The 17598-nt window shown below is 71.7% G+C and carries 15 protein-coding genes; 6 read left to right on the top strand and 9 right to left on the bottom strand.

Annotated elements, in window-relative coordinates; translation table 11 throughout:
• The first annotated feature begins 317 nt into the window (after positions 1-317).
• The gene (locus tag AB0C20_RS01810) at positions 318-1457 is read left to right on the top strand and encodes a substrate-binding domain-containing protein (RefSeq protein WP_357567004.1); all 1140 of its coding nucleotides are present in this window, start codon (positions 318-320) and stop codon (positions 1455-1457) included.
• Between the two features lie 659 nt (positions 1458-2116).
• On the opposite strand, the gene AB0C20_RS01815 is transcribed toward AB0C20_RS01810, so the two are convergent.
• Positions 2117-2293, bottom strand: coding sequence for a hypothetical protein (locus tag AB0C20_RS01815; RefSeq protein WP_357177480.1), 177 nt, complete (start codon positions 2291-2293; stop codon positions 2117-2119).
• Positions 2294-2985: 692 nt separating this feature from the next.
• Between AB0C20_RS01815 and AB0C20_RS01820 the strand changes: the two genes are divergently transcribed.
• Entirely contained in the window at positions 2986-3594 is a 609-nt protein-coding gene (locus tag AB0C20_RS01820; protein WP_357177482.1) for a response regulator transcription factor, read from the top strand.
• Positions 3595-3713: 119 nt separating this feature from the next.
• Positions 3714-4298: a response regulator transcription factor gene (locus tag AB0C20_RS01825; protein ID WP_357177484.1), complete on the top strand. Its 585-nt coding sequence runs from the start codon at positions 3714-3716 to the stop codon at positions 4296-4298.
• 29 nt (positions 4299-4327) lie between these two features.
• Here the strand turns inward: AB0C20_RS01825 and AB0C20_RS01830 are convergent, their stop codons facing one another.
• The 5 genes from AB0C20_RS01830 to AB0C20_RS01850 form a co-directional block, all read right to left on the bottom strand.
• Positions 4328-6100 carry an ABC transporter ATP-binding protein gene (locus AB0C20_RS01830; RefSeq protein ID WP_357177486.1) on the bottom strand — a complete coding sequence of 591 codons (1773 nt, stop codon included), beginning with the start codon at positions 6098-6100 and terminating at the stop codon, positions 4328-4330.
• On the bottom strand, positions 6097-7821 hold the full coding sequence (locus tag AB0C20_RS01835) for an ABC transporter ATP-binding protein (protein WP_357177488.1): 1725 nt from the start codon (positions 7819-7821) through the stop codon (positions 6097-6099). The genes AB0C20_RS01830 and AB0C20_RS01835 overlap by 4 nt, the downstream gene beginning before the upstream one ends.
• Before the next feature lie 72 nt (positions 7822-7893).
• Complete coding sequence (locus AB0C20_RS01840; protein ID WP_013734295.1) at positions 7894-8013, bottom strand: SapB/AmfS family lanthipeptide; 120 nt, start codon at positions 8011-8013, stop codon at positions 7894-7896.
• 5 nt (positions 8014-8018) lie between these two features.
• Positions 8019-10616, bottom strand: coding sequence for a class III lanthionine synthetase LanKC (lanKC, locus tag AB0C20_RS01845; protein ID WP_357177490.1), 2598 nt, complete (start codon positions 10614-10616; stop codon positions 8019-8021).
• A gap of 133 nt (positions 10617-10749) precedes the next feature.
• Complete coding sequence (locus AB0C20_RS01850; RefSeq protein ID WP_357177492.1) at positions 10750-11295, bottom strand: carboxymuconolactone decarboxylase family protein; 546 nt, start codon at positions 11293-11295, stop codon at positions 10750-10752.
• Positions 11296-11768: 473 nt separating this feature from the next.
• On the opposite strand from AB0C20_RS01850, the gene AB0C20_RS01855 reads away from it, so the two are divergent.
• From AB0C20_RS01855 to AB0C20_RS01865, 3 genes are all read left to right on the top strand, one after another.
• Positions 11769-12344, top strand: coding sequence for a hypothetical protein (locus AB0C20_RS01855; protein WP_357567005.1), 576 nt, complete (start codon positions 11769-11771; stop codon positions 12342-12344).
• Positions 12345-12612: 268 nt separating this feature from the next.
• Positions 12613-13218 carry a lytic polysaccharide monooxygenase gene (locus AB0C20_RS01860; protein ID WP_238680842.1) on the top strand — a complete coding sequence of 202 codons (606 nt, stop codon included), beginning with the start codon at positions 12613-12615 and terminating at the stop codon, positions 13216-13218.
• Between the two features lie 296 nt (positions 13219-13514).
• Positions 13515-14450: a DUF4394 domain-containing protein gene (locus AB0C20_RS01865; protein ID WP_357177497.1), complete on the top strand. Its 936-nt coding sequence runs from the start codon at positions 13515-13517 to the stop codon at positions 14448-14450.
• A 9-nt stretch (positions 14451-14459) separates the two neighbouring features.
• On the opposite strand, the gene AB0C20_RS01870 is transcribed toward AB0C20_RS01865, so the two are convergent.
• From AB0C20_RS01870 to AB0C20_RS01880, 3 genes are all read right to left on the bottom strand, one after another.
• Positions 14460-16115, bottom strand: coding sequence for a serine/threonine-protein kinase (locus tag AB0C20_RS01870; protein WP_357567006.1), 1656 nt, complete (start codon positions 16113-16115; stop codon positions 14460-14462).
• Positions 16116-16234: 119 nt separating this feature from the next.
• Positions 16235-16963, bottom strand: coding sequence for an anti-sigma factor (locus AB0C20_RS01875; protein ID WP_357567007.1), 729 nt, complete (start codon positions 16961-16963; stop codon positions 16235-16237).
• On the bottom strand, positions 16960-17586 hold the full coding sequence (locus AB0C20_RS01880; protein ID WP_357567009.1) for a sigma-70 family RNA polymerase sigma factor: 627 nt from the start codon (positions 17584-17586) through the stop codon (positions 16960-16962). The genes AB0C20_RS01875 and AB0C20_RS01880 overlap by 4 nt, the downstream gene beginning before the upstream one ends.
• Positions 17587-17598: the final 12 nt, after the last annotated feature.

The raw sequence follows: 17598 nt of genomic DNA on the forward strand, positions 1-17598 counted from the left end.
GGGTTTCCGAAGTAAAACGCTCACAAAGGAGCAAGTCAATGCCGTTCCCAAACCGATATGAGCACACCCGATCAAGGGAGCGCACAACACCGCCGTGAAACGCCAAACGCTCTGATACGATCACAATCGTTCATAGCCGCTCCACCGCCAGAGGAGTCATGACCGGCCCGGCGGAGCACGACTCCTATGCTCTTCGTCGGGTGGGGAGATCAGCCGATCCGGCTCGCGATCGACGTCACCGCGTTCGGCCCGGCCGGCGAGGTCGTCCGCACCATGCAAGAGCTCTCGCCGCACAAAGCGCTCCTCGGAGGTCACCCATGACCAAGGACAGCCCCGTCGTCACCACGACGGAGGCCCCCCGAGGGCCGCTCCAGGTCGCCCGCCGACAGCAGCTGTTGGCGGCCCTGCAACGCGACGGCTCGATGCGCATCTCTGACCTGTCCCACGCGCTTGGTGCCGCGCCGGTCACCATCCGGCGCGACATCGCGGAGCTCGCCGCCGAAGGGTTGGTCCGCCGGGTCCACGGCGGGGTCGCCCTGCTCCTGCCGGACGACGTCCCGGCAGCCGATGAGCCACCTGCCGCTGGTCGGGACCCGCTGGTCGGGCGCGCCCTCGGCATGCTCGTGCCCTCCCTTGACTACTACTGGCCGGACGTGGCTCGCGGCGTCGAGGGGGCCGCCCGTGAGCTGGACATGCGTGTGGTGTTGCGCGGCTCCTCCTACGACAGTGAGGACGACCAGCCGCAACTGGCCCGCATGGTGGGGCGGATGGACGTCGACGCCCTGATCATCGCGCCGAGCATGGACACACCGACCGCCGAGCGCACCATCGAGTGGCTCGACGAGGTCGGCGTCCCGGTCGTCCTGCTGGAACGCACCGCTACTGTAGGCAGCCACCACGCTGTCATGGAGTCGGTGGTCACCGACCACGCGCTCGGTGCGGCCATGGCGGTACGCCATCTCACCTCGCTCGGCCACCGCAAGGTCGGCCTGGTGCTCGACGCCAACAGCCCCACCAGTCAGCACGTACGGCGCGGCTGGCGCGACGCCACTACCGAGTGCGGCCTCGACTCGGACGCGACGGTGGTGGCTGTGGTACCCGACGCACGATCACCCGAGCGAGACACAGTGCTCAACGGCATCCTCGACCAGTGCCAGGCGACCGGGACGACGGCGCTGCTCGTGCACGCCGACGCCGAGGCGATCGCGCTGGTGCAGCACTGCGAGGAGCGGCACCTGTCCGTTCCCGGCGACCTCTCCATAGTGGCGTACGACGACGAGGTCGCCGGGCTCTTCAGCCCGCCGCTGACCGCGGTCCGACCGCCTCGACGCTCGATCGGACGAGCCGCCGTGCGTCTCGTCGCCGACCGGCTCGCCGACCCCGACCGCCCCACCCACCGGGTCGTCATCAGCCCGTCGCTGCGGATCCGAGGGACGACCGCGCCGCCACCCGCGTAGGCGGCCCCTCCCCGGTCCGGGACGTTCGCCATCAGCGACCAGCCGGGCAGCGGGACGCCCGGCTGGCAGATCAGACGTAGTGCTGCCGACGAGCGCGCATCCACCGGATGCGGCTACGTGAGCGCATCGCTACTATGGGTCAGCAACCCAGAGGGAAGGGGTCGTGCCCGCGTGCGAAGTCCCGTCAGCGGAACCGCGTCGGCGTCTGCGCCGGACCGGTCCGCGCCGCTTGCGGCCGGACGGCTGCGCAGGCTCGCCCGTTGGTTGGCGCTGATCTCGGCCGCCGTCGGGGCCGGTTTCGTCATGGCCGCCCTGTTGCAGGGGCCGGCCGCCGCCGACGGGGTGCGCAGCGGGTCCGGTGACGAGCCTCATCGGAGGATCGGCGGTCTGGTCGAGTCGGTCGCGCGGCTCACTGTCGCCGAGCGCCCCAGCCAGGACCGTCAGCGAGCGGCGGCTGCCGACGACCGCCCTCATGACCGGCCCCGTGCCCCGCTGGCAGTACCCACCGACTCGGTGGCCGCCCCCCGCGAGGATCCCCCCTCGACGGAGACCCGACGACCGGCGGGTGCGTCGAGGCTCGGCGCATCCGTCCCAGCCGGCGCGGCGGAGCGCGAAAGACTCCGACCGGCCTCCGTGACCCGCGCCGCTCATCGTTCGGCTCACCGGGTGGACCTGTCGCGGCCGGCCGCCGATCCGCCGCGACGGCCGACCACCGCCAGCCCCGATCCGTCGGCGGTGCGTACGCCGCCCGGTCCGCCAGTGGTCGGCTTGGTCACCGCTCCCCTACCGTACGTCGTCGACATCGTGCGCACGGTGCCGATCAGGCCCGTCGTCATGGCGCTCCTCCGTGTCGTCGATGCCGTTCTGCCGCCGGTTCCCGGCCCGGTGATCGTTCCGGCGGCGACACCCGCACTGCCCGTTCCCCCGGTGCTCGGGCCGGCCGTCCCGCCGGTGACCCAGCCGGCGCCCGTACTGACAGCTCCGACGTCACCGGCGGTTCCGGCAGTGGCATCAGTACGCGTCACGGCACCGCCGACCCGGGCCGCGCCACCGCCGGATTCCGCCGACGGCCCCGCGCGTGCCGCAGCCCCGGCGGGGCATTTCGCCGCACGCCCGGTACCGGTGGCCGCGCGGGGTGTGCTTCCTGTCCAGCCCGTCGCACCCACCGACCAGGACGCCGTTCGCGTCGACAATGGACCGACCCCCGGGTCAGGGCTGGTCCGACCGCTGGACCGGCAGTCGCACCTCGGCGCCGGGCCACGCTGCGATCTCGTGCCACTTCTGGTCGAGAGCCGAACCCCGTCTGCGATCGCCCGCCCAGGCTGAGGCGGGTCGACCGACCCCGGTGGCTGGCCCGAGCGGCCTGCCTGTTCCACCCGCTGGTCGGTCGATCAGTGCCCGCGCCCGTCCGCCTCGACGGTGCGGCGGGCCGACGCCCACCCGTCTGTAGCGCACGACCGCCCTGACCAACCCGTGGATGTTCCGGGATCGGTGGCCGTCGTGACGCGTACCGGAGATCGGAGAAAACGTGGTGATCCACGTTGTCGTCGCCGAGGACATGGGTTTGCTCCGCGGGGCGCTCTGCGCCGCGCTGTCAAGCGAGGAGGACATGGAGGTGGTCGCCGACGTCGAGGGTGTCGGTGAACTGTTGACTGTGGTTCGGCGGTGCCGGCCGCAGGTGGTGGTGCTGGCACTGACACCGGAGTTGCCCGACCCGGTGGAGGTGGTCGCCCGGGTCGACGTCGAGGCGCCGCACGCCGCAGTGCTGGCGATGAGCCCTCGGTGGAGCCCGGCGTTGGTGGAGGCGGCACTGGCAGCCGGCGCACGCGGCCTCGTCGGTAAGGACAGCTCGCTGGCCGAGTTGGTGCGGGCGATCCGCGCGCTCGCGGCCGGGGAACGGGCTATCGACCCGGCCGCGGCGATCGCGGTGCTGAGTCCCCCGGAGACGCCGTTGACGCCTCGGGAGATGGACGTGCTGCGGATGGCGGCCGAGGGTCTGCCCCTGAAGGAGATCGCCGTCCGCCTCTACCTGGCACACGGAACGGTGCGCAATCACCTGTCGGTGATCCTGCGCAAGACCGGGGCCCGCAACCGGTTGGAGGCGGTGTCGCGCGCGCGACGTAACGGCTGGCTGTGACCGTCGGGGGCGGGCTCGGTGGAGATGACCGGCCCGCCCCCGTCGCCGTGCGGCCCCACCGGATGCGTGTTTGAATGTTGACGTTGTGTGATCGTCGTCGGAGTGCGGGAAGGTTCATCGTGATCCGTACCCTGCTCGCCTTGGACGGTGCCCTGGTGCTGGGCGCGCTGTCGTTCGTCCTCGCCGCCGAGGACGACATCAGTGTCGTGGCGGAGGTGGATCGCGGAGACGCGGTCTCCGCTGCCGTCCGCGCCCAACGCCCCGACGTGCTGGTGGCCGACCTCGACTTCGTCGAGGGAGTCCATCCCGACCGTCTCGGCCGGTGCCCCGTCCTGGTGCTCACCCACCCGCATCGGGCCCGGCGGCTGCGAGGCATGTTGTGCCCGACCAGGGCGGTCGGCATCCTGCGCAGCGACGCCGCCCCCCAGCGGGTCATCGACGGGATCCGTCGGCTCGCCCGCCGGGAGCCAGTGCTCGACGCGGATCTCGTCGTCGCGGCACTGCACTCGGACAGCCCACTGACCAGCCGCGAGACGGAGGTGTTGAGGCTGACGGCCGCCGGCGCGCCGGTCGTGGAGGTGGCGGTGTCGCTCGGGCTCACCCGTGGCACCGTCCGCAACCATCTCGGTCGGATCGCCCGCAAGGTGGGCGCGCGTACCCGGGTGGAGGCCGTGCGGATGGCTGGCGAGGCGGGCTGGATCTGATCGGCACCGTCGGCCCGGATGGGCGGGGTTCAGTCCCGCCGTGCCGAGGCCACCGGGGACGGCACCCCCGGGTCGTCCCAGCAGCCGACGAGCACCCGGTAGGTGGTCGAGTGGGCCATCAACTGTTCGTGCGTCCCCACCGCGGGCTCGTCGCCGTCGAGAACCAGCACCCGCCGGGCCCGCAGCGCGGAACTGATCCGGTGTGCGATCACCACGAGGGTGCCGGGCCGCCGGGCGAAGGCGACCTCCACAGTCGCTTCCAGCACCGGGTCCAGATGGCAGGTCGCCTCGTCGAGGACCACCAGCGGGGCGGGTGCCAGCCAGGCCCGGACCGCCGCGATGAGCTGCCGCTCGCCGGCGGAGAGCAGGGCCGGCGCGACCGGTGCGCCCAGGCCGCCCAGGCGGGTCGCCAGGGGACGCGCGCCGAGCGTGTCGAGGGCGACCTCCAGCGTGTGGTCGTCAGCGTCCGGCCGGAGGTAGCGGAGGTTGTCGGCGAGACTGCCGGTGAAGACGTACGCCTCCTGGGGCACCAGCACTCGCATCCGGGCGAGAACCACCGGCTCCACCTCGGCGACCCTCGTGCCGGCCAGGTGGACGGTGCCTGCCTGCGGCGGCAACAGCCCGGTCATCAGGGCGGCCAGTGTGGACTTGCCCGCACCGCTCGGGCCCACCACTGCGAGATGGTCCCGCTCGGCCAGCGTCAGCGAGAAGTTCTGCAGGACGGGCCGGGCGCGCGGGCCGTAGCCGAAGGTCAGTCCCCGGACCTCGAGGGCTGGCGGGCGATCGGCAGGACCGACGGGTGGTCGACAGCGGGCTATCCGGAGGGCCGGCGGGCGCTGGTCGTCGGAGACCGGGTAGGTGCGCAGGATGTTCTCCAGGGTGACCGCGTAGCGGAGCCCGCCGCCGCCGAGGCCCTGCACCAGTGTGTGCAGGGCGGGTTGCAGCCCGGTGGAGACGTAGATCAGCGCGCCCAGCACCGCGCCGGCGGTGAGACCACGCTCGACCAGCCACGGAGCGGTCACCATCAGCACCAGTAGTGGCAGCCAGCCGCCGATGCCGAGGCTGAGGCTGCGGATCGCCGCCATCCGGGCGAGCATGCGTTCGGCCGCGGCCTGCGCCGACACCCAGCGGGCCACCTCCGCCGTCACGCGTGTCTGTGCGCCGCAGGCCAGCACGTCGCGGTGACCGGCCAGCGCGGTCGCCGCCGACTGGCCGAGCTGCTCACCGGCCCGGACGTAGGCGCGTTGGTGCGTGACCATCGCCGGCAGCGCGGCGAGAAACACGACAAGACCGGCGACCAGCGGCGCGACCGCCAGCGCCGCCACCACCGGCGCCAGGGCGAGCAGACCGAGCACTGCCGCGCCAGCGGAGAAGAGGAAACCGCGGGTCACCATCAGCAGACCGGCGAAGGTGTCGCGGACGATCTCCATCTGGTGGGTCAGCCGGGTCACGGCAGCGCTGTCCGGGCGGCCACCCGCCCTGGTGGCGTCGCGTAGCGCTCCCCGGATCACCTGAGCGGCCACCTCGTCGCGGAACGGCTCGACCACTGCGCCGAGGCTCCGGTACGTCCGACCGGTGGCCGCCGCGCCGACCAGTACGGCCACGGCGAGGACCCCCAGCCAGGCCAGGCCGTCGAGCAGACGTCCGGCCAGAAAACCCTCGTCGACGGCGCGCGCGACCAGATAGCCGGCGAGCAGCGCGGGCAGCGACTCGACGAGCGACCAGCCGGCGAGCCCGGCGAGTTCCCGCCGACGGGCCCGCAGCGCCCGCCAGGTCACCCGGCGCACGCCGGGACGGCTCACGACCCACCGCCGGCCGGCTGGAAGACGGCACGGTAGTCCGGGTCGACCCACAGTTGCCGGTGCGGTGCCAGGCCACGCAGCCGACCGCCGTCCAGCCAGGCGACGAGGTCGGCCGCCGCGGCCGCCGCGGTCCGGTGGGTGACCACCAGTCGGGTACGACCCCCGGCGGGCCTGAGAACCGCCTCGGTGATCCGGTGTTCGGTCGCTGTGTCGAGGCTGGACGTCGCGTCGTCCAGGATGAGCAGTCGTTCGGCGGCGAACGCGCGGGCCAGGCCGAGGCGTTGGGTCTCGCCACCGGAGAGCGGTGTGTCCACCAGCAGGGTGCGGTAACCGTCGGGCAGACGCTCGATCACGTCGGCGACCGCCGCCATCCGGGCCGCCCGCAGAACCGCCTGTGTGGCCGGGCTCCGATCGGCCGGTGGCGCCGAGTCGACCGGCAGCGCCAGGCCGATCGCGTCGTGGACGGTCGCGCCGATCAGCACCGGCCGGTCGAAGGCGTAGCCGACGGCCCGGCGCAGCGCCACAGGGTCGAGGTCCCGCAGCGGCACCCCGTCCAGTCGCACCTCACCACGGTCGGGGTCGTACAGCCGTCCCGCCACGGCCGCCAGGGTCGACTTGCCGGCACCGGACGCTCCGACGACGGCCACTGTAGCGCCGGTCGGCACGTCCAGGTCGACGCCGTCCAGGATGGGGCGGCCGTCGTCGGCGTGCACGCACACCCCACGCAGTCGCAGGGCACCGCCGCCGGGTGGAAGAGGCCGATCGCCTGCCGACGTGGCGGGCTGCGTCAGCAGCTCGGCGACCCGGTGTGCTCCCGCGCGGCTGCGGACCAGGTGGTTCAGGGTGGCGAGCACCGCACCGAGGCCGGCGCCCATGGCCGCGTACCGGACCGCCGCGACCAGTTCGCCAGGTGTGAGCCAGCCTGCGGTCAGGGCGTACCCACCGACCGCGATGACGCTCAGGTTCAGCAGCGGCGCCACTGCCGAGGTGCGCGCACTCGCCCGGGCCAGCAGCCCCCAGGTGCGCCGGCCGTGCCGGTTCAGCTCCGGTAGGGCCGCCAGCACCCGGTCCTCCTCGCGGCGGGTGGTGCCGGCGGCGGCGACGGTCCGGGCACCCGTCAGCGACTCCAAGAGTCGGCCGGCGATGCTGCCGAGCACCCGCTGATACCCGGCGGTCGCGGCCGAGGCGTCGGCCACGAAGGCGCGCATGAGGACGGCGAGCAGGCCGAGACCGACAAGCAGTGTGAGACCGAGGACCGGTTCCATGATGGCGAGCGCGACGACGCTGCCGAGCGGCGGAAGCACCGCCACGATGGTCAGGACCACCGCGTTGCCGGCCTGTCCCGCGTCGGCGGCCTGGCCGACCAACCGGCCGACGAGATCACCCACCGGGTGCCGGCGGGTGGCGCGAACGTCCACGGCGAACAGGTGACGCAGTAGCCGCCGACGCAGTGCGGCGGTGGCGCGCGCCGCGCCGAGACCGCCGGCCAGGTCCGTCAGGGTGTCGACGCAGATGAGGACGACGACCAGGGCGCCGGCGGACACCGCCCACCAGGCGGAGCCGCCATCGAGGGCGGCGTCGACGGCGCGGCCGAGGGCCGCGGGGAGCAACAGTTCGGCGGCCGCGCCGAGCAGCGCGACCGCCGCCAGTCCGGCCGTCCAGCCGCCACCCGCCAGGACCGTCTGCCGCAGCAGCCTGTCCCCCACGGCGAACGTCGGCATCGGTCCTCCCGTTGGTACGCGGTTGCCCTGGGTGGGCACGTCTGCCCACCCAGGGCCCCACGTGTGCGTGGATCAGTTGCAGGTCGTGACGGAGAGCGAGCTGTCGCCGCAGAGCAGCAGGCTCGCCCGGCTTCCGCCACCGGTGCGGTCGGCCGGAGCCATCTCCAGGCCCTGGAGGTCCAGAAGTGCCATGTCGTTCACCTCCCTTCCATCCGTTCGCCGATCGGGTCGCCCCCGCTGTCGCGAGGGAGTCTGTCCGCGCCCGGCAGGGGCGCGAGGAAGGGCAGTGCCGGCGGCTGGTCGTGCTGCGCGCTGGCCAGCACGTACAGCACCCCGGCGGTGCCGGTGCCGAAGTCCATGGAGAGCCGCAGCAACTGCTCACCGGGGAATGCGATCCCGTCCCGGTACGGCAGCGCGTGCCAGGCCAGCCGATCCACCTGCGCGCGAAGTTCGCGGCGGTCGGCGCCGTCGGTCGAGGCGGCGAGGTAGGCGATGATGCCGGCCCGACCGGCGAAGAGCCCGGACTGTGCGTAGAACGGTGAGCGCGCCGCACGGCGGACCCCCGCGCTCGCCTCGGCGAAGCTGTCGTCCGCCCGGTGGCGCAGGTACTGGTCGAGGACCAGCCCGATCCCGACACTGCCGTGCGCCAGGTAGGGCATGGTGCGCCAGCCCTCATTGACCTCCAGGGCACCGTCCGGGCGCAGCACACACCGGCGCAGATCCTGACGCAGCGCCGTGGCGGCGTGCCCCAACAGCTCGTCGTCGCCGCTGAGCTCGTAGAGCCGCAACAGCATCAGCGCCGGTCCGGTCCGGCCCCGCAACAGCCCGGCGTACGGGTTACGTCCGCCGCTGACGTCCGGGCCCGCGTCGTCGTCCAGTTGCCCGATCACACGCTCGGCGGCCCGCCACGCGGCGTCGTGCAGCGACACCTCCCCGGTACGCGCGGCCATCTCGGCCAGGTTGAGCGCGATCCCGGACAGTCCGCTGGCCAGGCTGTGGTCGAGCCCGTCCAAGGGTTCCCGCTGGCAGATGTCGAGAACGTCCAGCGCGTCCTGCCGCCGTCCGAGGTGTTCCAGAACGTACGCGACGCCGTGCAGCCCGTCGTAGAAGCCGCAGCGGGTGCCGGACGGGGGCGCTGTCGCCCGCCGCACCAGCCAGTCTTCGTGCTCGGGCCACCGTCCGGCACCGCTCTTGTCGAGCGCGTACAGCACTCCCGCCGCCCCGTGGGCGAGGTTGAGGCCGCCGCTGCGGAACTGCTCGATGTCACCGGGAAAGAGCCGGTCGTCGCGCTCGGGGGTGGCGCTGGCCACGATCGCTGTCGTCAGCCGTTCCCGCTTGGTGCGCCAGTCGTCGGCGCCGAGATTCCCTCGCTGTTCCGCGGTGACGCGCGGCTCGCCGGTGATCTCCTCGACCGCCGGATCGAGGAAGGACCTCGGCACGGGGAAGTTCGCGGCGATGATGTCGGCCAGGTGAGTCACCTTCGCCGGGGCGAGCCGGACCAGCTGGGTCAGTGGCAGGAACAGCGCCAACCGCAGGCACGCCAGGGCGTACCGGTCGACAGCCGGCCCGCTGCGGTCCCTCGGGGCCGCGAAGCCCTGGTTTCGAAGCCCGGGTCGGCGGTGCCCGGCGATCGGGGCGGCCACTTCGAAGTCGACGAGGGCGACGCGGTCGTCCGGCCGGATCATGATGTTGAACAGGTGCAGGTCCCCGTAGACCAGGCCGCGCTCGTGGATCGCCGCCACGACGGATTCGACCTGCTCGTAGATCTGGCGGGCCCACCGGGCGTACGCCGCCCGGTCGCCGTCGGTCGCGTCGGCGTCGATCAGGGGGTACCTGTCGACCAGGACCTTGTTCAGCGGTCGGCCCTCGATGAACTCGAGCGCGAGGAACCGGTGCTCGCCGAGGACGAACTCGTCGTGCACCCGAGGCACCTGCGGGAGGTCGGCGAGTTGCCGCAGGGCCTGCGCCTCGCGGGCCAGCCTGGCGACGGCGTCGGTGCCGTCGGCGTCCAGGCCGGCGTGCGGTCGGGCCTCCTTCAGCACCACAGCGGTGTCGGTACGCAGGTCCCTGCCCACGTACAGCCCGCCGCCGTTCGAGAAGTGGATCACCCGCTCGATCCGGTACGGCACCTGGTCAGTGCTGGTGCCGCTGCGGGCGGCCAGGTGCGGGCCGAGGAAGTCGGGCACTGTGACCCAGGAAGGTACGTGGAAGACGGGCTCCCGGCGGTCCGGCACCAGCGTGCCGGAGTCGTCCTCGATCGCCGGCACCACCTGGCCGTCGGGCGAGTGGCAGTAGCGGGCGGCGAAGCCGCCGTAGCGCACGTGGACCGGGCCGGCGCCGTAGCGCAGATCACTGAGGATGTACGGCCCGGTCTCGCCGGTCAGCAGTTCGTCGAGTTCCTTGCAGGCCAGCTCCAGCTCCGCGTCGTCACGGGGATAGACGGTGACGAACTTGCCGCTGGCGGCCCGGGCGGCGTACTTGGAATTGCGCAGCAGCAGCGTGCGCGGCCCGCGCAGGAACTTGAAGGACAGCCCGCGGGGGACGCAGTAGTTCCAGACCGCGTCCAGCACCCGCTCGGCGTTCGCCAGGCCGGCCGACACATGAATCTTCCAGCCCTGCTGCGGCAGCGATCCGCCGTCGGGCGCGTAGATCAGCCAGTCGTCGAGCGGCTCGCGGCGCCAGCCGGTCGGCGTCGGCCGGTCGGCGGCCGGAAAGACGGGCTGCGCGACGGCGCTGCCGAGCGAGTCGTAGAACAGCCGATCCGCGGCGCAGTAGCTGTCGTAGCGTTCGTCCACCGTCCCGCCGCCCCTCGAACTCGGCCGGCTGTTGTTCCGGCGTCGAGTCGAGTCTCATCGACGGGACGTGGTGGGCTCCAGTGCACTTAGTCACGACGTTCGATGCGGGGTGCACAGGTACTCATGACATTAGTCAGGCCCGCCCACCGTAGACGGCGGCGCCCATCGGCTTGTCGACGTCCAGGTCCGTTACCGCGGCGACCCGGGCGATCATCATGTACTGCCCGATCACCATCAGGAGTTCGACCACCTCGCGCGGGGAGAGCAGCCCGGTCAGTGCGGTGGTGGTGTCGTCGGGCGGGCGGACGTCGCGGACGACGTCGGTGGTGAAACGCAGGACGATCCGCTGGTCCGACGTGAAACAGTCGTCCCCGATCTCGTCGCGCCCGAGCGCGTGGATCATCTCGTCCGTGGCGCCGACGGAGCGGGCGATGGACTCGTGCTGAGCCCACTCGTATGGCACGTCGCTCAGCTGGGCGACTCGCAGGATCGCGATTTCGCGCAGCAGTGGGTCGAGGGCCAGGTCCTTGAGCAGCGTGCCGCCCCAGCGCATCCAGTCCGGAAACGCCGTCTCGGCGTGGGCCATGACGCGGAAGAAGCTCAGGGGAAGCGCGGCCTGCAAAGCGTCGCGGACCGGCGCCGGGGCCTCGGCCGGGTTCACGTACGGCAAGCGACTCATATTTCCCCTTGGAAGCGGCAAATCGGGTGTCACGCACCATATCCGATCCCGGTTGCGCTCGCTGCGGATCCGTTCGAGGAGACCGGCGGCGGTGCGGCGATGAGCACGCGTGCGCGACGAAGGCGCCGGTGGCCGGGTCAAATCCACGCTGATGCTCGTCGATGTTGCCAGAGCCGGCCCAGACGTGTTGGAATGGCTGATATCGCCGCAGCGCGGGGGCAACCGCGCTGGGAACGGCCAGCACGGGAGCATCGCAGCGCCGGCAGCGCGCCGCCTTGGCGGACCTTCGCCTGCCGGATCGCCGGGCCATCTCTACGACGACGGGCGCCTTGCCGGGCAATCATCCTCGCCCGCCGTAGGTAACCCCCCGGCACGTCCCCCCAACGGCTGACGCGCTCGACGCCTGACCCGCCGGGGGCGTCTGATTCGGCCTGCCAGCACCAGAACCGGCGACGAGGTGAGAAGCAATCGTGATGTCCCGAGAGAGTTTCGCGGGTTGGTACCGGAACCGCTTCGTGTGGGTAGCGGTGATCCTGCTGGTGGTGTCGGCCGGCGCGGTCGTACTGGTCAACCGGGCCGACCCGGAGGCGAAACCGGCGGATCTGCAATCGCAGATCATCGCCCGGATGCGTACCACGCTCGAACAGGCGGACCCGGGGCAGCACAACCACGCCGGGCACGGGGCCCAGCAGGCGGCCAGCACGGAGAAGCCGGCAGTGATCTGCGGGGTCCGCGTCTACGGCTACGAGCCGACCGAGGCCACCGCGCTCACCGAGGTGCAGACGGTCTACGGCTTCCACCTCTGCGGGGTCGCCGAACAGAAGCGCCCGTGGGACGTGGCGGTCAAACTGGCCGGTCCCGTGATCATGGATATGTCCAGCGACCCGCCGGGCATCCAGGTGGTCGAGGCGACCGCCGAGGTCATGTTCACCGACCGGGTGCGGCAGATGCTCCCGCCCAAGTACGCGGATCTGGCGCTCAAGGAGGCGCTGTCGGAGTCGGAGATGGCCGACCAGCGTCGCCGGTACGACGCCGCAGCCGGCCTGTGACAGTGCCGGGCGACCGGTGGCGCGGTCGTCACCCGCACCCGGATCCGAACCGGGCGGCTGCGGACACGCCGGTCAGCTCGATCCACATCCGACCATAGATAGATAACGATTGATATTTGAGTCGATAGATGCAACAGTTGGCTTGGGAGCGTTCCCAAGCTGATCTGTAGTCCCGAAGAGCGGAGGATGAACAGTGCGTTCACTCAAGTCCGATCGATCCGGCGGACGATCCCGGTCACCAGTCCGTCGGTCCCTGCGAGCATTCGTCATGGTGTTCGCCATCGTGGCCGGCATGCTGCCCTTCACCGGGGCAGCCCAGGCCCACGGCACGATCATCAACCCGATGAGTCGCGCCTACCAATGCTGGAAGGCGTGGGGCAACCAGCACATGAACCCCGCCATGCAGCAGCAAGACCCCATGTGTTGGCGGGCGTTCCAGGCCAATCCCGACACCATGTGGAACTGGATGAGCCAGCTGCGTGACGGCCTCGGCGGCCAGTACCAGGCTCGCACCCCGGACGGGCAGCTGTGCAGCAACGCCCTGTCCAGGAACGACAGCGTGAACCAGCCAGGGGCGTGGAAGACGACCACCGTCAGCCGCAACCTCACGGTCCAGCTGTACGACCAGGCCAGCCACGGCGCTGACTACTTCCAGGTCTACGTCACCAAGCAGGGGTTCAACCCATCCACCCAGAAGCTCGGATGGGGCAACCTCGACCTGATCACGACGACCGGGCGTTACGCGCCGGCGCAGAACATCTCGTTCAACGTCTCGCTCCCGTCGCGTAGCGGGAACCACATCCTGTTCGTGCTCTGGAGGGCGTCGCACCTGGACCAGACCTACATGTGGTGCAGCGACATCAACGTCACCTGATCGACAGAACCAACAGCTACAGAACCGTTCCGGCTCAGGGCGTTGGTGCCCTGAGCCGGATCGTTCTTCCGGCCCTGCCCTCCATCCCACCCCGCCGGATGGCGTACCGGCCGGCGGATCCCGACCGCACTGTGCAGAAGGTGCGAAAGTTGGAGGAGGGGCCAAATCCCGACAGATGCTGCGGATCGCCTCTACATAGGCTCTGAGCAGGGAGTTCATCCCTGCACCATCGCCGATAACGGCGTCGGACTCCGCCGAGGAGCCCGTCGGTGCATCTGATCAAGGAAGTGCCTCTCATGCACCGTACGCTTCGCCGAGGGCTGCTCGTGGCCGCCACAACGATGGTCGCCAGCATCGGGATCACCGCGACGCCGGTCACCGCCGCCCAACCAAGCCAACGCACAACAGCGACCGTCCCGTCCAGCGGCCTACCCTCGTTGGGCAATGGGACCTGCACCCTGCTGTGGGACCTGCTCAACGCCGGAGGCCGCAACGGGCTCGTCGCCATCGGCCTCACCGCCAACCAGCAGCTGATCAAGTTCGCCGCCAACCGCCCCGCGCTGGCCTGCACCATCGGCCCGGTCGACCTGCCCGGCACCGAAATCCTCATCGGCATCGACTTTCGCGTCCAGGACGGCCAGCTCTACGGCGTCGGCAACACCGGCGGCGTCTACGCGCTGAACACGCGCACCGCAGCGGCCACAAAGGTCAGTCAACTGACCGTCGCACTGAGCGGCACGTCGTTCGGCGTCGACTTCAACCCCGCCGCCGACCGACTCCGGATCATCAGCGACACCGGCCAGAACCTGCGCCACAACATCAACGCCGGCGGCACGACAGTTGTCGACGGCCCTCTCACCTACCCGCCCAGCACCGCAGCCGTCGGTGTCACCGGCGCGGCGTACACCAACAACGACCTCAACCCCGCCACCGCTACGACTCTGTTCGACATCGACACCACCCTCGACCAGGTTGCCCTGCAATCTCCCGCCAACTCCGGGCAACTGGTGGCCACCGGCGCACTGGGAGTGAACGCGAACCTCCACGCGGGCTTCGACATCCACAGTCCGCTGAGCGGAGACCGCGCCGTGGCGAACAACGCCTACGCCGTACTCAACGGCATCGCCGGCTCCCGGCTGTACCGGGTCGACCTGCTCACCGGCGCGGCTCAGACGACCGGCCTGTTCAACGGGCACGTGGTCGTCGATCTCGCCCTGCTCCTGCGGCAGTGACCTTCGGCGTCAGTCGAGGCGGATGCTTGCGAGGGCTAGTCGTTGGAAGGGTTCGGACTCGTTCCACTGGCTGTCCCGGGTGATCCAGGACAGGCTGTAAGCGCGGGTTCTGCTCTCGTTGACCAGCAGCCGGCGGGCGTGCAGCCGCACCCCGCCGGCCTGGTCGCAGGTGTACTCCCACTCCGCCGCGCCACCGGGGCGGATGACCGGCCCGATGCTGATCTTCTGGTAACCGGCCAGCGCCCCGGTGGTCAGCGCGTCGCGCTCGGCGGCCTCCCATCGCCTCGACGGTACGGAGGAAGCCGCGGCGGCGGGGTCGACGGCGATGGCCCGCACCTCGGCGGGGTCGCGGAAGCACACCAGTGCGCCCTCGGTGTGCCGGGTCCATCTCTCGGGCACCGCCAGCAGAAACCCGGCGGGGTCCTGGTGCCACGCCCACCCGTTGGGCAAGGCGTACGGCAGCGGCGCGTCGGCCTCCCGCAGCGGCTCGGCCTCGCTGGAGGCGGCATCGTCAAGGCAGGGGTGGGCCGGCGGTGCCGTCGCGGTCGGCACCACCACGCCGGCCGCCGCACCGCCAGGTTCGGCCGCCGGAGGGCTGTCCTGGCCGCGCCAGCCGCCGATCACAGCGCCGGTTGCCGTGACGACGACGGCCACGACCCCCAGCAGGCCCACCACGGCGCCAGCGAACGCCCAGCCGGTCGTCCGATCGCGGGTGGTGGGCGCCAGAACCGGAATGACCATTGTGGTGATCGCGTCCGCGGCGATCGGAACCGTCGGCGTGACGGCCGGGGGCCGACGGCGCGACGCGGCGCGTACCCGCGGCCAGCGGCGCGCTCGCGGCACCGTCGCCGGCGTCGCCGCGGCCACCTGCTCCAACTGGTCACGGGCCTCCTGCGCGGAGAGGCGTTGGCGGGGGTTGCGCAACAGGAGACCGGTGATCGCGGGTTCGAGCGGCGCGACGGTCATCCGGTCCGGCGCCTCGGTGGCCAGGGCGGCGAACATGGCCACTGTCGACGGCCGGCTCCAAGGCGGGCGACCCTCCGTGGCCAGGTAGAGCGTCGCGCCGAGGGCCCACAGGTCGGTGGCGGGGGTGGCCCTGCCGTCGCGGGCCCCCTCCGGCGCGGTGTACTGGACCGTCGACAGGCTCGCCGCGGTAACGGTCGCCGGATCCCGGGTGTCGAAGATCGACAGACCGAATCCGCCGAGCATGACCCGCCCATCGTCAACGAGCAGCACGTTCTGCGGCCGGACCTCCCGATGCGTCACCCCCCTCGCGTGGGCGGCACTCAGTGCGGCGATCAGGTGCAGCCCGACCCGCGCCACCTCCGCCGGTGCCAGCGGACCGTCGGTGGCAACCACCTCAGACAGGGACCGGGAGGGTACGTGCTCCATGACCAGCCATAGATATCCGTCGGTGCTCAGCACGTCCCACATCCCGAGCACGCCCGGATGATCCAGCGCGGCCAGGCCGCTTACCTCCGCGAGTGTTCTGTCCCGCAGCCGGGACCGCTCGGCGGCGCTCACCCATCCTGGGAGGGTGATCTGCTTGAGCGCAACGTGCCGGTCGAGCACCTCGTCGCGTGCCAGCCAGACGCGTCCCGGGGTCGCGGTGTCCCCGATCAGCAGGAGCCTGCGGTACCGGCCGGCGAGCAACTCGTCATCCATGAGAGTGATTCGGAGCGGTCCGCCGTCCGGATGGGTGGGGTGACCGGGAGCACCAGGGCTCGGGCAGCGGACCGGGCTGGGCCGGGCGCCGATGTACCGGCGGCCAGCCCAGCCCGGTCTCAGCTCAGCTCGACCGTACCCACGATCCGGGTGGGGGTGGCCGAGCCACCGACGGGCTCGTTGGACACCCCGAACGTGCCCGCCTCGGCGACCGGGCCGATGACAGTGGTCGACGCCCTGTCCCCCTCGGCGAGCTGTCCCACCTTGCGGGGCTCGCTGCCCTGGATGAGCCATAGCTCGTAGATCCGCCCGGGACCGGGCGCGGGCAGGTCACGCAGCAGCACCACACCGCTGTCGCGGCCACGGGAGACCACCACGGTGGCGGCACCCCCGGGCGGAAGTGACCGTTCGAACACCCGGGCGTCCGGGGCGTCCAGGACGGCGGCGATCTGCCGGGCCTGATCGCTGCTGGCCTGCTCGTCGCTGATCCGATCGTTGCTGACGGTCCAGGTGACCGCGCTCGCGCCACCGGCCACGAGGACGGCCGCGGCGGCGGCCACTGTGAGCTGTCGCCACCTGCCTGCCGGCCGTCCGCCGCTGGCACCCGCGGCGCTGACGCGCAGCTGCGGGGTACGGGCCGCCTGGGCGAGGGTCCGCTCCCGCAGACCCGGCGGGGTCGCCTCGACGACGGTGTCGTCGGCGAGGCGTGCGACGGTCTCCCGCAACTCGGCCACCTCGACGCGACACGGCTCGCACTCGGCCAGGTGCCGCTCGAACGCAGCCCGCTCGACGTCGTCGACCGCGTCCAGGACGTACGCACCAGCGAGGGTGTGAACATCGGCGCTCATGCCCGTCCCTCCATCTCGATGCCCAGGCAGTCGCGCATCCGGATCAGTCCGTCGCGCATTCGCGTCTTCACCGTCGGCAGGGGCGTCTGCAACTTCTCGGCGACCTCTCGGTACGTGTGACCGCCGTAGTAGGCCAGGGTCACCGACTCCCGCTGCACCGGCGTCAACCGGCCCAGGCACCGGCGGACCTGCTCCCGCTCCAACCGGGCGGTCACATCCTCGACCACCTCGTCGTAGGGGACGTGGGTCTCGGTCGCGGCGACCTGCTGGGCGCGGTTGGTGTGGGCCTGTTCGGAGCGCACCCGGTCCACCGCGCGGCGGTGCGCCATGGTCAGGATCCATGCCGAGGCGGAGCCGCGGCCGGCGTCGAAGCGGCCGGCGGTGCGCCACACCTCGACCATCACCTCCTGCGTCACCTCCTCCGCCTGCGCCGGATCGCGTACGACCCGCCGGGCCATCCCGAGGACCCTGCCCGCCATGGCGTCGTACAGCGTGGCGAACGCCGCCTCGTCACCCCGCGCCACCCGCGGCAACAACTCGTCGGCGTTCGGTGGGGTCGCGGTGTCCGGCGGCACCGAACGCAACCGCCGCCCCTGTTCCGGGTCACCGCTCATTCTCGGCATGTCCTCTCCTGT

This window comes from Micromonospora sp. NPDC048843, from assembly GCF_040649965.1.
GTDB classification, from domain to species: domain Bacteria; phylum Actinomycetota; class Actinomycetes; order Mycobacteriales; family Micromonosporaceae; genus Micromonospora; species Micromonospora hortensis.

What these genes read in the sequence shown, in the direction of transcription:
- AB0C20_RS01810 (WP_357567004.1), top strand. Translation starts at nt 318, where the DNA reads ATGACCAAGGACAGCCCCGTCGTCACCACGACGGAGGCCCCCCGAGGG.
- AB0C20_RS01815 (WP_357177480.1), bottom strand. Translation starts at nt 2,293, where the DNA reads ATGACGACGGGCCTGATCGGCACCGTGCGCACGATGTCGACGACGTAC.
- AB0C20_RS01835 (WP_357177488.1), bottom strand. Translation starts at nt 7,821, where the DNA reads ATGCCGACGTTCGCCGTGGGGGACAGGCTGCTGCGGCAGACGGTCCTG.
- AB0C20_RS01840 (WP_013734295.1), bottom strand. Translation starts at nt 8,013, where the DNA reads ATGGCACTTCTGGACCTCCAGGGCCTGGAGATGGCTCCGGCCGACCGC.
- AB0C20_RS01850 (WP_357177492.1), bottom strand. Translation starts at nt 11,295, where the DNA reads ATGAGTCGCTTGCCGTACGTGAACCCGGCCGAGGCCCCGGCGCCGGTC.
- AB0C20_RS01855 (WP_357567005.1), top strand. Translation starts at nt 11,769, where the DNA reads ATGTCCCGAGAGAGTTTCGCGGGTTGGTACCGGAACCGCTTCGTGTGG.
- AB0C20_RS01860 (WP_238680842.1), top strand. Translation starts at nt 12,613, where the DNA reads ATGGTGTTCGCCATCGTGGCCGGCATGCTGCCCTTCACCGGGGCAGCC.
- AB0C20_RS01865 (WP_357177497.1), top strand. Translation starts at nt 13,515, where the DNA reads ATGCACCGTACGCTTCGCCGAGGGCTGCTCGTGGCCGCCACAACGATG.
- AB0C20_RS01870 (WP_357567006.1), bottom strand. Translation starts at nt 16,115, where the DNA reads ATGGATGACGAGTTGCTCGCCGGCCGGTACCGCAGGCTCCTGCTGATC.
- AB0C20_RS01875 (WP_357567007.1), bottom strand. Translation starts at nt 16,963, where the DNA reads ATGAGCGCCGATGTTCACACCCTCGCTGGTGCGTACGTCCTGGACGCG.
- AB0C20_RS01880 (WP_357567009.1), bottom strand. Translation starts at nt 17,586, where the DNA reads ATGCCGAGAATGAGCGGTGACCCGGAACAGGGGCGGCGGTTGCGTTCG.